Genomic DNA, 14,450 nt, shown 5'->3' on the forward strand with positions numbered 1-14,450 from the left:
CCTACATTCTTAACTTATTGTTTATTATGCTATCCCCCTTAAGTAAGCAGTATTAAGGACAGAAGGGGGTCGTGTAAAAACATAGTTGATTACCCATAACTCTTAGCCATATTACAATAATACTTGAAATATTAGTATGTTAAAAAACTCGTCATTCCCGAAGTCTACCCAGTCAAGCGTGGGCACAAGCTTTATCGGGAATCTTTGTCTAACCCCACGAGATTCCTGCTAAAAACATGCAGGAATGACGTAGTGTAGCTGAGAGTTATGGGTAATCAGGAAAACATATGCCATTGAAATTGCGTGATTAGTTTTAAGATATAAAACTTCCCCTAATCCCTCCTAACAGGAAGGGGATTTTGTTGAATACTTTCACTGTCTCTTTTGTCTGCATCTTATAAGGGTGGGCTAAATATCCGCACCTCATTGTGCTATGTTATTTTATCTATTTCCAAGAGAGGGTATTATTAAATTCTCATTCCTGTGGGTTTATTTCACATGATTTTTCACTATATTCATTTCAATTCGCACATTTAAACAGGAGTCTTTTGTGCATATTCATATTTTAGGTATTTGCGGTACATTTATGGGTGGGCTTGCTTTGATTGCAAGAGAGCTGGGGCATACTGTTAGTGGCTCTGATCAGAATGTATATCCTCCGATGAGCATGCAATTAGCTGAGCAAGGCATACAGTTAATGCAGGGCTATAGGGCTGAAAATTTACAGATCAAACCAGATTTAGTCGTGATCGGTAATGCGCTGTCGCGGGGTAATCCTGAAGTTGAAGCGGTATTAAATCAGGGTTTAAAATATACCTCGGGTCCACAGTGGTTGGCTGAATATGTGTTGCAGAATAAATGGGTGTTGGCTGTTGCAGGGACTCACGGAAAAACTACCACCAGTAGTATGCTTGCCTGGATTCTGGAGCACCAGGGCTTTAAACCCGGTTTTTTAATTGGTGGAATTCCGATGAATTTTGGCATTTCGGCGCGTTCAGGCGAGTCCGATTTTTTTGTTATTGAAGCGGATGAATATGATTCGGCATTTTTTGATAAGCGCTCCAAGTTTGTCCATTATCGACCGCGAACCGCCATTTTAAATAATCTGGAATTTGATCATGCGGATATTTTTGATGATTTAGCAGCGATTAAGCGCCAGTTTCATCATTTAGTAAGAACTATTCCGGGTGAGGGGATGATTATCTGCCCTGAAGCAGATGAAAATATACAAGATACTTTGGCTATGGGGTGCTGGACTCCGGTGCAATTAACTGCTATTAATCAGAATGCGGCATGGCAGGCAGAGTTACTAGAAGAGGATGGTAGTCATTTTAGTGTGGCATTTGAGCAGCAAATTCAGGGGCAAGTTAAATGGCCGTTAACCGGCTTGCATAATGTTTATAATGCAGTAGCAGCAATTGCAGCAGCACGACATATCGGAATATTACCTGTCAATGCAATAGCGGCTTTAACAAAGTTTAAAAATGTTAAACGGCGCATGGAAGTGATTGCCAATATTAAGGGTGTTACCGTCTATGATGATTTTGCTCATCATCCGACTGCTATTCAGATGACTTTACAGGGTTTACGCAAGCATGTGGGAGCAGAGAAAATCATTGCTGTGGTTGAACCTCGTTCAAATACAATGCGTATGGGAGTTCATCGTGAAGTATTGGCTGAATCCCTTGTCTTGGCAGATCGTACAATTATCTATCAGCCTGAAGAGCTAGACTGGGATTTAATGGCATTACAAACGGAGACAAATAATATTAAGATTTGTACCTCTATCGATGAAATTATCAGCGAACTGCAGCAAGAAATGGCGCCCAATAGTCATTTTTTAATGATGAGTAATGGTAGTTTTGGCGGTATTTATCAGCGCTTACAAAGTGAGCTGTGATTTGATAATAAACTTTATCTTAGGAATTAAAATTAATTAATATCCCAATTTGATACTTTCGGGTATTTTTAAATCCTCAATCCCCTTCGTAGCCATATCAAATAAGCAGACGATTAATAATCTCATGTCATAAAGCTGTCATATTCTCAATTCATAATACGTTACATGTTAATTTGATAATGAGAGTATTAAAATGAAATTTACTTCTAAAGCTAAATCTTTAGTCGCTGCTGCTGGATTGGTTTCAGCAAGCTTGGTAAGCAATTCTGTGATGGCTGTGCAAACAGTCGATCCTGATCTTGTAGAATATAAAAAAGAAAGTGGCGTTGCCGGTAATCTATCCAGTGTTGGCTCTGATACTTTAGCAAATCTTATGACTTTATGGGCTGAGTCATTCAAGCGTTATTATCCTAATGTAAATATTCAGATTCAGGCAGCAGGTTCATCTACAGCGCCGCCGGCTTTAACAGAAGCAACTGCAAATATCGGTCCTATGAGTCGTAAAATGAAAGACAAGGAACTGGATGCTTTTGAAAAAAAGTATGGTTATAAGTCTACTGCAGTTCCTGTTGCCATCGATGCATTGGCGGTTTATGTCAACAAAGATAATCCGATTGAAGGTATGACAATTGCTCAGGTTGACGCGATTATGTCGTCAACACGCAAATGTGGCTATGCAACTGATATAGCTACCTGGGGTGATGCGGGCTTAACTGATTCATGGGCGAGTAAGAGCATTCAGTTATATGGACGTAATTCGGTGTCAGGTACGTATGGTTATTTTAAGAAAAAAGCTTTATGTAAAGGGGATTTCAAGAACAACGTAAATGAGCAGCCTGGATCAGCATCAGTTGTGCAGTCTGTGTCTACCTCGTTGAACGGTATTGGTTATTCTGGCATCGGTTATAAAACATCAGGGGTTAAAGCAGTTTCATTAACGAAAAAAGAAGGCTCTCCATTTGTTGCTGCAACGCCGGAGAATGCACTATCAGGTAAATACCCTTTGGCGCGTTTCTTATATGTTTATGTTAATAAAAAGCCTAACCATCCTTTAGCACCATTGGAAAGAGAGTTTATTAAGATGGTTCTTTCTAAAGAAGGTCAGCAAATTGTAATTAAAGACGGCTATATTCCTCTGCCTGCCAGTGTCGTTAAGAAAAAGTTAGCTGAACTACAATAACTTTGCCTGAGCAGGGATCATGAAATTGTAGGGCGCGGCTTCAGCTCGCCAGTTCTAAATAAAGGTGGTCTGAAACCATGCCCTACAGTGCTCTCAATTTATTTCACGTTAATCCATTAGTGAGTTCTGGCTTTTTTTTGGTAAGGGAGCTGGAAATAAATAAACGTCCACTATTGGGCAGGATTTTTGTTCGTATTCAAGGCGTAGTAACAGGCGCATAGCAGGCTACGCAACTGTTACTACAGCGTAGAAGACGGACAAAAAGACCAGCAATCTTGGATGATGTGTGTTTCCATCTCCCTAAGTTCATGTCACATTGTTGTCATATAAGGATTGTACAATAGAATATTGATTCGAAAACCACGCAATGATCTTTATTTATGGCAACTTCTAACCTTCAGATAAGTGCAACTTATCAAAAATGGCGCAAGATAAAAGACCAGCTAGCCCGTTATGGCGTTGTTGCCGGCGGTCTGGGTGTTATTGTTGCCATTGTCTTGATTTTCTTCTATTTGATGTATGTGGTCTACCCACTTTTTGTTTCTGCAGAGGCGCATCCGGTACATCAATACCAGGTGCCTGAGGCTTCAGCTGGTAAGACTTTGTTCTTTACCCCTGAAGAGCAGAATGAAGTCGCAGTACGCTTTACCGATCAAGGTAAAGCCGTTTTTTTTGCAGTAGATAGCGGTGTGGTGCTTAAAACCGAGTCTATCGGAGTCCCAGTCGATGTGGCTATTACCAGTTTTGCCGTTGGTTCACCCTCGCAAGGTTATGTGGTATACGGACTGTCTAATGGCGGAGTTATTGTTGTAAGGCATAAATATCGCATTACATATCCCAATGATAAGCGCTTAATTACGCCGCAGTTAGAATTTCCATTAGGCGAGCAAGCTCTACAAATTGACCCGGAAGGGAAGGCTATTATTGATATTGCCTTTAGATCAAATGAGTCAGGTACAACCTTTGTCGCAAGAACAGCAGATAACCGGGTTTTATTAACTAATTTATTTAAGGAAGACTCTCTTTTTGCCGATGAAGACAGTTTTGAACGTTTCGATGCCAGGTTAGAAGTTGATGCAATTGACCTTGAATTTCTGTTACTCGATAAAGAGCAGAGAAACCTGTACCTGGCGACACGAGATGGCCATTTAAGCCTGTTTAATATCAGCGATAAGCAACATCCGGTCCTTGTTCAACATACACAAATCCTTAATGCAGGTGATCAGCTTACCAGTCTGGTTTTTTTGACCGGCGAGTTATCTTTATTGGCGGGAGATAATAATGGTCTCGTGAGCCAGTGGAGTCTGGTGCGTGATGCCACGAATCATTACTCTGTGCAGAAACTGCGCGCATTTAAAGTTTCTGAACTACCTGTTGTTGCCATAGATGCTGAGCAGCGGCGCAAAGGTTTTATTGCTGTTGATGCTCAAGGTGTTGCAGGGATTTATCATTCTACTGCAGAAAGAGAGTTACTCAGGATGAAGGTTACCTCGGCGGTGCCTAAGTTACTAGTGATGTCCCCAAGAGCTAATGCTTTCTTATTGCAGGATAATCTGGGCATGATTCATGTCTGGGAAGTTGATAATGAACACCCGGAAGTCTCAATAAAGTCAATCTGGCAAGAAGTCTGGTATGAGAGTTATCCACAACCTGATTATATCTGGCAATCCTCTTCATCAAGTAATGACTTTGAACCGAAATACAGCCTGACCCCACTAGTTTTTGGAACTTTGAAGGCGGCTTTTTATGCCATGATGTTAGCTGTTCCTTTAGCGATTATGGGCGCGATTTATACCGCTTATTTTATGGCGCCAGGCTTGCGCAGAGTGGTCAAGCCCAGTATTGAGATTATGGAGGCTCTGCCTACCGTTATTCTGGGTTTTCTGGCAGGTTTATGGCTGGCTCCTTTTGTCGAAGAGCACTTAATGTCAGTGTTTAGCATTTTATTAGTACTGCCCATCTCTGTGTTACTGTTCGCTTTTGCATGGCAGTTTTTACCTAAGTCTATACGTTTGAAAGTCCCTGATGGGTATGATGCTGCATTGCTTATCCCCGTCATTCTATTGGCGACGTGGTTCGCTTATAGCGTTAGCGCTCCATTAGAAGATCTGATGTTTAATGGTGAGCTTATTGTCTGGTTTAATAATGAGCTGGGCATAGGTTATGATCAGCGTAACTCGCTGGTGGTCGGTATCGCCATGGGTTTCGCTGTGATTCCTACTATTTTTTCGATTACTGAAGATGCAATTTTTAGTGTACCTAAGCATTTAAGTGTTGGGTCTTTAGCTTTAGGTGCAACACCCTGGCAAACGATGACTAAAGTGGTGTTATTAACAGCGAGCCCGGGGATTTTTTCTGCGGTTATGATTGGTCTGGGGCGAGCTGTGGGCGAAACTATGATTGTCTTAATGGCAACAGGTAATACTCCGGTAATGGATTTAAGTGTATTTCAGGGCATGCGTACTTTATCTGCCAATATTGCGGTTGAAATGCCGGAGGCGGAAGTGGATAGCACTCATTATCGGGTGCTATTTTTAGCAGCACTGGTTTTATTCGCCTTTACCTTTGTTTTTAATACGTTGGCTGAGCTGATTCGTCAGCGTTTACGTGAAAAATACAGCTCATTATGATGCATGATTATAGAATTACAGATTTAAGGGTGTCGGTATGATTCGTGAATGGTTTAAAACAGGTGCGCCGTGGGTCTGGTTAAATGCCGCCGCCGTAAGCTTAAGCTTGATTATGGTTTTTGGCTTATTAGCATTGATTGCAGTACGTGGCTTAGGGCATTTTTGGCCAGCGCAGGTCGCCGCTATTGAATATGTCGAAAAAGGTAGTAAGCAAACTATTACTGTTGTCGGGGAAATGGTTGAGCAGCAAGTACTCAAACCAGAGCTTGCCAAAGCCGCAGGTTATACACCAGAGCAGGCTGCTGCAGGGTTAGCACAGTATTTAGTGAAAACAGGTAATAGAGATATCAGTGGTCTGGATTTTCGCTGGTTACTGGGTAAAGATATGCGTCAGACTAGTTATCCTGAGAATTTAATGGTGCTGGAGCGTCGTGAGTGGGGAAATTTCTACGGCTATTTAGAAAGCATTAAGCAGAGTGGAGAAGTTGTTGCGCAGGGGGAAGGTGCCTGGGCGGATTTAGCAATCCGTATGCAGCGTACACTGGATATCTTTGAGCAAATTAAAGATATTGAGAGGGGTGAAATTGGTACTATTAATTATCAATTGGAGCGCCTACGTCTAAAGCAACGAAAATTAGAATTAGAAAATAAGTTTGATGCTACAGCAAAGCAAGGTCTTGTTTTGCAGAAAGCAGAGCTGCAAAAAAAATATCAGGCCTTGCAGGCTAATCTAACGGATCTCAATCAGAAAATTAGACGGGATAGTCTAGTCGCTAAAACATCTAATGGACAGCAAGTTGAGATTGCATTAGAAAAAGTTGTCCTTTATTATCAACCGAATGCGATGAATGTTTTGCAAAAAACAGGGCATTATTTTAGAAAAGTCTGGGAATTTTTAAGCGATGATCCACGCGAAGCTAATACTGAAGGGGGCGTTTTTCCTGCGATTTTTGGTACCGTGATGATGGTCATGATTATGGCGGTTATTGTCACGCCTTTTGGCGTGATTGCTGCAGTGTATATGCGTGAATATGCCAAACAAGGCACTATGACACGTATTATTCGTATTGCCGTCAATAATCTGGCAGGTGTGCCTTCTATTGTTTACGGGGTGTTTGGGCTAGGGTTTTTTGTTTATATTCTGGGTGGCAATATCGATGCCTTGTTTTTCCCGGAAGCAATGCCAGCTCCTACTTTTGGTACCCCGGGAATGTTGTGGGCATCATTGACGTTGGCATTATTGACTTTACCTGTCGTGATTGTGTCAACGGAAGAAGGTTTATCACGTATTCCTAAATCTATCCGCGAAGGTAGCCTGGCTTTAGGGGCAACTAAAGCAGAAACTTTATGGCGTACGGTGTTGCCAATGGCTAGCCCTGCAATGATGACCGGTTTGATTTTAGCTGTGGCTCGAGCTGCAGGAGAGGTTGCCCCGCTAATGCTAGTCGGGGTGGTGAAATTAGCGCCGACGCTACCGCTAGATGGTAATTTTCCTTTTATGCATTTAGATAGAAAATTTATGCATCTAGGTTTTCATATTTATGATGTTGGCTTCCAAAGCCCTAATGTTGAAGCAGCTAGACCTTTGGTTTATGCCACTGCCTTGTTATTAGTAATGGTCATTATCGGCTTGAATTTATTTGCTGTTGGAATAAGAAACCATCTACGCGAAAAATATAGAGCATTAGAAAATTAATAGCTCCTTAGGAACGAGAATTCAATAATACCCGAGTCTGACTTGTCTTTTGACTCCACATCCGCCCTAAAAAAACAGTTGCGTAGCCTGCTATGCGCCTATTTTCCTAGTACGACTGTGAATCCAAAATCCTGCGCCATACTTTCGGGTATTATTAAATCCTAGCTTCTTAGGTGAGTTTTTATCGCCATGAAGTACGTGAAGTGAGCAAAGAAAGTTTGCTAGTAATTTGCCGAATAAGCATCTGAATTTCAGAAAAGCATAGTTTCAAGGCCTGCAAACTTTTCATGGTAAAAATAATTATTTAAATACACAGTAACCGAGTAACCCTATGAGTACCGAACCAGTACGTACACATGCCATTGATATGAGTGCTATTGCACAAAATAATCAAGTCAAAAGCCAGGTAGCAGAAACCAGTATTAGCATACAGGGCTTAAATCTGTTTTATGGCGAAAAACAAGCCTTACACGGTATTACTATGGAAATACCTAAAAAACAGGTGACTGCTTATATTGGTCCGAGTGGTTGTGGTAAATCAACTTTATTGCGCTGCATAAATCGTATGAATGATTTAGTTGATATAGCCAGAATTGAGGGCAGTATTAAAATAGAAGGCAAAGATATTTATCGGCCTGGTGTTGATGTGGCAGAATTACGTAGGCATGTGGGGATGGTATTTCAGAAGCCGAACCCGTTTCCTAAATCTATTTATGAGAATGTTGCTTATGGTCTGCGTATACAAGGGATTAATGACCGTAGAACTCTGGATGAAGCGGTTGAAAAGTCACTGCGTGGTGCTGCAATCTGGGATGAAGTAAAAGATCGTTTGCAGGATAATGCTCTGGGGTTATCTGGAGGACAACAGCAGCGCTTGGTAATTGCCCGGGCCATCGCTATTGAGCCAACAATTTTGTTGCTGGACGAGCCTTCTTCGGCACTGGATCCCATTTCATCTTTAAAAATTGAAGAGTTGATCAATGAGTTGAAAAAGACCTACACCATTGTGATTGTTACGCATAATATGCAACAGGCTGCGCGCGTATCAGATTACACTGCTTTTATGTATATGGGGGACTTAATAGAGTTTGGTGATACCAATAATATCTTTACTAACCCTACAAAAAAGCAAACGGAAGATTATATTACCGGACGATACGGGTAAAGAAGAATAGCGAGTGCATTGATACTGTCAGGAAGCAGTAACTGGATACGATAATAAGCGAGCAAGAAAAAATGGAAAAAAAACATATAGGTCAGCATATTTCTCATAAATTTAATGAAGAGATAGAAGATATACGCAATAAAGTTTTGGTGATGGGCGGCTTGGTTGAGCAGCAATCGTTAGATGCGATGGAGGCGCTATCAATGGGTGATGTTGAACTAGCTGAACAAGTTGTACAAAAGGACGCGGCTGTCAATGCATTAGAAGGTGAGATTGATGAAGATTGCTTGTTAATTATAGCTAAGCGTCAGCCTGCAGCATTTGATTTGCGCCTGTTAATTGCTATTTCTAAAACAATAACCGAACTGGAACGTATTGGTGATCAGGCTACACGTATTGCGGAAATGGTGTTTAAACTTGAAGAGCACAATAGAGATTTATCGGAATTTTATGAGTTGAAGCATTTATCTGAATTAGTCAGAACAATCTTGCATGATGCGCTGGATGTGTTCGCTAGACTGGATGTAGAGAGTTCGGTAGGTATTTTAGCGCAAGATAAAGACATCGACCGAGAATATGTGGGTATTTTTCGCCAGTTAACGCTATCGATGATGGAAGATAATCGTAATATTAAGCGAGCACTCTATATCATGAATGTCATTCGTTCACTGGAAAGAATTGGGGACCATGCCTGTAATGTCTGTGAGTATGTGATTTATGCAGTTAAAGGTGAAGATGTCAGGCATATGCAGCAGGAAGATATTAAGCAGGTGATTTTGGGTTAAGCTAACCCGATAGCCTCTCGGCTAAAATAGAAAAAACGATAGTTGTGTAGCCCGTATGGAGCTTGTGTAATACGGGGAAGTGAGTGCGCTAATTTTCCTGTATTCCGCAAGCTCCATACAGGCTACGTGATTAATTCAGTGGCGCGATTGTCCGCGGAAACCGTAGCTATGGGCGTGCGAGCATATGCCCTTTCCTAGTAGTGGATGCGTGTTTGAGTGTACCTGTGTCGCCTGCAACGTTATAATGACAAATTATTCTTAATACTCCTGATTTGTTGGCCTATGGATAAATTAACAGGAATGAAGGTATTTGTCAGCGTTGCCAGGGCAGGTAGCTTTGTTGGTGGCGCGAAAGAAATGTCTATTTCCAGGGCAATGGCAACTAAGCATATGGGGCAACTGGAAAGTTATCTGGGTGCGCGTTTATTTAATCGTACGACGCGTAGCCTAAGTTTGACCGATGTTGGTGCAACCTATTTGCAAAGGTGCCGCACAGTTCTGGCGGAAATAGAGGAAATGGAAGATGCTGTTAGCCTCTTGCATACTGAACCTAAAGGAAAGTTAAAGATCAGTGCTCCAAGTGTTATTGGCGCTTTATATGTTGCTCCTGCTATTGCAGAATTTCTTAGATTACATAAGGAGTTATCGGTTAATCTGATTTTACAAAGCAGTTATGGTGACCTGGTAGATGAGGGGATTGATATTGCGATAGCCTTTGGAAGTCTGGAGGATACCAGTTTAGTCGCTAAAAAAATGGCTAGTTCGCCATTGCTAGTTTGTGGTTCTAGTTCTTATTTTGCCGAAAATGGATTGCCTTTGGTACCTGAAGACCTGGTGCAGCATAGTTGCTTAGTGAATAGTTCTATTCCACCGAGCAATAAATGGCTTTTTAAGGGGCAGGAAGGCAAAAAAGAAATTATAGTTTCTGGGCGGATGCAGGCAAATGCAGCGGACCCGATTCGTATTGCCGCTAAAAAAGGCCTGGGACTGGTGATGTTGCCTGAATATATTGTTGCCAGAGATATAGAGAAAGGGCATTTACGGGTTGTATTGCAAGATTATGCGATTGAACCCATGAATATTCATGCTGTCTATCCACACCGAAAATATTTATCAGCAAAAGTTCACGCATTTTTAGTTTTTCTTGAAGAGTGGTTAAGGACGCGCTCGGCCTTTAATGGTTAAGGTGCTGAGGGATAAATGGGATCAGGTTTATCAATCTGAGACTATTAATAGTGAGCCTGCATCAGTTTTATCTGAAAAAATACTGAAGTTTCCCAATTATTGAGTAGCTGAAATACACAATGCTGGTGTATCGAGGTTTATTTTAGGTGGTTTTGCCATGTTTATAGCAAACCCCTACTTAATTCCCCTTAGGCAATAGCATTTGAAACGAATGAAAAGACTATTTTTTTCATATAGTTGTAGCATAGTTTCAATTTTACCATAAATAATTATTGGGAAACTTCAGTATTAATAGTGAGCCTGCATCAGTTTTATCTGAAAACCTTTTTTTATTACCTTCAGCAGGGGTCGCTCTGGATTTAGCCAGTGGCTTAGGTGCCAATGCCTTGCTATTAGCTAAGCAAGGTCTGACCACGCAGGCATGGGATATTTCTTCTGTTGCGCTGCGTAAACTGCAACAGCAAGCAGATGCGCACGCCATAGCTATCAGGACCTTCACTCAAGAAATTACCACGCAAAGATTTTCTCCCAACTGCTTTGATGTGATTGTTGTCAGTCGATTTCTTGACCGTTCGATTTGTAATGCGATAATGGAGAGTTTAAAACCTAATGGTTTGCTGTTTTATCAAACCTATACGCAATATAAATCTTCTGAGCAAGGGCCAAAAAATCTTCGTTATTTATTGGCAGAAAATGAATTGTTACAAATATTTTCCTCGTTGAAGCTAGTGTATTATCGAGAAAATTCAGGCTTAGGTGCGATTCGACAAGGCTTAAGGAATGAAGCTCAGTTTGTCGGGCAAAAGATCTAATTATAATAAGTATTAAGTAAATGATAGAAAACTTAACACCTCAGCAGTCATGGGAATTAATGCAGAAGACCCCGGATGCTGTCATGATTGATGTTCGAACAACCATCGAACATGGTTTTGTTGGTCATCCAGTAGGTGCAGTGCTGGTGCCGTGGAAAGACGCACCTGACTGGCAGTTAAATGCAGATTTTATTAAGCAAGTTAAGCAAGCTGTGAGTGATGTTGCGATCCCTGTTTTGCTTTTATGTCGTAGTGGTAAACGCTCATTAGAGGCTGCCGATGTTTTGCAGCAAGCCGGCTTTAAACACTTGGTTAATATCCTTGATGGTTTTGAAGGCGATCTGGATAAGAATAAGCATCGTGGCAATCTAAGTGGTTGGCGTTTTTGCCAGTTGCCGTGGGAGCAGTCGTAGCTACAAATAAATTTAAACTTACATAGCTAGGCTGTGTAAGCCATAGTCAAAAGAATTAACAACATAAATGTTTTCATTATTTGAAAACATGAAATTCATTAACAATAGTACAAATAAAGTGATAGATAAATTAAGAAATATAGCCATTATTGCCCACGTTGACCATGGTAAAACAACGCTGGTTGACAAATTATTAGAGCAATCTGGTACGTTTGCAGAACATGAGCAAACCACTGAAAGAATGATGGACTCTAATGACCTGGAAAAAGAGCGTGGCATTACCATTCTGGCAAAAAATACGGCTATAGACTGGAATGGCTATCATATTAATATTGTTGATACACCTGGACATGCCGACTTCGGTGGCGAAGTAGAGCGTGTTTTATCCATGGTTGACAGTGTACTGTTATTAGTTGATGCGGTTGATGGACCTATGCCACAAACACGCTTCGTGACGCAAAAAGCCTTTGCTTTGGGTTTGAAGCCGATTGTTGTAATTAACAAGGTTGATCGCCCTGGTGCTCGACCTGACTGGGTTGTCGATCAGACTTTTGATTTATTTGATAATCTGGGTGCTACGGATGAGCAATTAGATTTTCCTATCGTGTATGCCTCAGCAATAAATGGTTATGCGGGACTGGAAGGCGATGTGTCAGGTGGTGATATGACGCCATTATTTGAAACGATTATCGACAAAGTAGAGGCACCTGCAGTAGATGTTGATGGTCCTTTTCAAATGCAGGTTATTAGCCTGGATTTTAACTCCTATGTCGGTATTATCGGTGTGGGACGTATTCAGCGTGGTACGGTTAAACGTAATATGCCACTAACCCTGGTTGATATTGAAGGTAACACTCGTAGTGGCCGGATGCTGAAAATTTATGGCTTTAATGGTTTAGAGCGAGTGGAGGTTAATTCAGCAGGAGCGGGTGATATTATTGCTTTCTGTGGTATTGATGCTTTGCAAATCTCGGAAACGATATGTGATCCAGACAATGTTGAAGCTTTACCGGCCCTATCTATTGACGAGCCAACGGTGAGCATGACTTTTCAGGTAAATAACTCACCTTTTGCCGGTAGAGAAGGAAAATTTATTACCACACGTCAAATCAGTGACCGCCTAGAGAAAGAGTTACAACATAATGTAGCTTTACGTGTTACGCCAACAGATGATCCTGATAAATTTAAAGTTTCAGGGCGTGGTGAATTACATTTATCGGTACTTATTGAAAATATGCGCCGTGAAGGATTTGAGATGGGAGTATCTCGTCCTGAAGTGATTATCAAGGAAATTGATGGGGTTAAATCAGAGCCTTTTGAATATGTGACCATTGAAGTTGAAGAAGAGCATCAAGGCACTATTATGGAAAGGTTAGGAGACCGTAAGGGCGATCTTAAAGATATGGTGCCGGATGGTAAAGGACGTATTCGTTTGGAATATATCGTGCCTTCGCGTGGCCTCTTAGGTTTTCAAACAGAATTCTTAACTGCAACGTCAGGATCTGGTTTGTACTACCATGTTTTCGATCATTATGGCCCTATTAAAGAAGGCGCTGTTGGTAATCGCGTGCGTGGGGTGTTAATTTCTATGGCTAAAGGTAAAGCGGTTGATTACTCTTTATATCCACTGCAAGCTCGTGGTGAATTATTGGTCGTTAATGGCGATGAGATTTATGAAGGCCAGTTAGTGGGTATTCACTCTCGTACTAACGATTTAGTGGTTAACCCAACTAAGCCTAAACCATTAACTAATGTACGTGCCTCAGGAACAGATGAAAGTTTAACCTGTGCCAAGATTCAAAAAATGACTTTAGAGCAATCCTTAGAATTTATCAGTGATGACGAACTAGTTGAAGTCACACCGAAGTCGATTCGTTTACGCAAAATTTTATTGACTGAAATAGAACGTAAGCGCTCTAAATAATAGGCATGTATTCTCGTTCCCATGTTCTGCATGGGAATGCAGTTTGTGACGCTCTGCGTCACGGAACGCAGAGCGTTCTTGCATGAATTCCCGCGGTCTCCGTGGGAACTAGGGTAGATAAAAGAAGATGACAACAAATAGAACCGCAACTGTTGAACGCAACACATTAGAAACGCAGATCAGTGTCAGTATTAATCTGGATGGTACTGGCAAGGCAAAGTTTGATACCGGCGTACCTTTTTTAGAGCACATGCTGGATCAAATTGCCCGCCATGGCTTGATCGATATGGACATCTATTGCAAGGGTGATGTGCAAATCGATGATCACCATACAGTAGAAGACATAGGTATAAGCTTAGGTAAAGCTTTTGCGCAGGCTTTAGGCGATAAAAAGGGCCTGGTTCGTTATGGCCATGCCTATGTGCCTTTAGATGAAGCTTTGTCGCGTGTTGTGATTGATTTTTCAGGGCGGCCTGGCTTGCATTACGAAGTAAATTTTAAACGTGCATTGATTGGTAGCTTTGATGTGGATTTGTTCCGTGAATTTTTTCAGGGCTTTGTCAATCATGCCGGAGTGAGTTTGCATATTGATAACCTGAAAGGTATTAATGCGCACCATGTTGCAGAAACGGTATTTAAAGCAATGGGGCGTGCAGTGCGCATGGCGATTGCCGAAGATCCACGTATGGCAGGCATAATGCCATCTACAAAAGGCGTATTATAATCTTGTAGCTTAGCTTATTTAGCGAAGTACAGATAA

The 14,450-nt window shown here is 41.4% G+C and carries 11 protein-coding genes; all 11 read left to right on the top strand.

Features of this window, described 5'->3' with window-relative positions; translation table 11 throughout:
- The first annotated feature begins 550 nt into the window (after positions 1–550).
- The 11 genes from mpl (at position 551) to hisB (ending at position 14,414) form a co-directional block, all read left to right on the top strand.
- Entirely contained in the window at positions 551–1,900 is a 1,350-nt protein-coding gene (gene mpl, locus CDZ78_RS00960) for a UDP-N-acetylmuramate:L-alanyl-gamma-D-glutamyl-meso-diaminopimelate ligase (RefSeq protein WP_087868272.1), read from the top strand.
- Positions 1,901–2,093: 193 nt separating this feature from the next.
- Entirely contained in the window at positions 2,094–3,080 is a 987-nt protein-coding gene (locus CDZ78_RS00965) for a PstS family phosphate ABC transporter substrate-binding protein (RefSeq protein ID WP_087868273.1), read from the top strand.
- A gap of 380 nt (positions 3,081–3,460) precedes the next feature.
- Positions 3,461–5,710: an ABC transporter permease subunit gene (locus CDZ78_RS00970; protein ID WP_087868274.1), complete on the top strand. Its 2,250-nt coding sequence runs from the start codon at positions 3,461–3,463 to the stop codon at positions 5,708–5,710.
- 37 nt (positions 5,711–5,747) lie between these two features.
- A complete protein-coding gene (pstA, locus tag CDZ78_RS00975) occupies positions 5,748–7,406 on the top strand; it encodes a phosphate ABC transporter permease PstA (protein ID WP_087868275.1) in 1,659 nt (552 codons plus the stop codon).
- Between the two features lie 331 nt (positions 7,407–7,737).
- Positions 7,738–8,571: a phosphate ABC transporter ATP-binding protein PstB gene (gene pstB, locus CDZ78_RS00980; protein WP_087868276.1), complete on the top strand. Its 834-nt coding sequence runs from the start codon at positions 7,738–7,740 to the stop codon at positions 8,569–8,571.
- A gap of 71 nt (positions 8,572–8,642) precedes the next feature.
- Complete coding sequence (gene phoU, locus CDZ78_RS00985) at positions 8,643–9,356, top strand: phosphate signaling complex protein PhoU (RefSeq protein ID WP_087868277.1); 714 nt, start codon at positions 8,643–8,645, stop codon at positions 9,354–9,356.
- A gap of 282 nt (positions 9,357–9,638) precedes the next feature.
- Positions 9,639–10,541 (top strand): LysR family transcriptional regulator, encoded by a 903-nt coding sequence (locus CDZ78_RS00990; protein WP_087868314.1) that lies wholly within the window; start codon positions 9,639–9,641, stop codon positions 10,539–10,541.
- A 272-nt stretch (positions 10,542–10,813) separates the two neighbouring features.
- Positions 10,814–11,353, top strand: a complete 540-nt coding sequence (locus CDZ78_RS00995) for a class I SAM-dependent methyltransferase (RefSeq protein WP_087868278.1) — start codon at positions 10,814–10,816, stop codon at positions 11,351–11,353.
- A gap of 20 nt (positions 11,354–11,373) precedes the next feature.
- A complete protein-coding gene (locus CDZ78_RS01000) occupies positions 11,374–11,766 on the top strand; it encodes a rhodanese-like domain-containing protein (RefSeq protein ID WP_087868279.1) in 393 nt (130 codons plus the stop codon).
- 118 nt (positions 11,767–11,884) lie between these two features.
- Complete coding sequence (typA, locus tag CDZ78_RS01005; RefSeq protein ID WP_087868315.1) at positions 11,885–13,690, top strand: translational GTPase TypA; 1,806 nt, start codon at positions 11,885–11,887, stop codon at positions 13,688–13,690.
- A 127-nt stretch (positions 13,691–13,817) separates the two neighbouring features.
- Entirely contained in the window at positions 13,818–14,414 is a 597-nt protein-coding gene (hisB, locus tag CDZ78_RS01010; RefSeq protein ID WP_087868280.1) for an imidazoleglycerol-phosphate dehydratase HisB, read from the top strand.
- Positions 14,415–14,450 lie beyond the last annotated feature (36 nt).

It is taken from the genome of Bathymodiolus platifrons methanotrophic gill symbiont (genome assembly GCF_002189065.1).
GTDB lineage: Bacteria > Pseudomonadota > Gammaproteobacteria > Methylococcales > Methylomonadaceae > Methyloprofundus.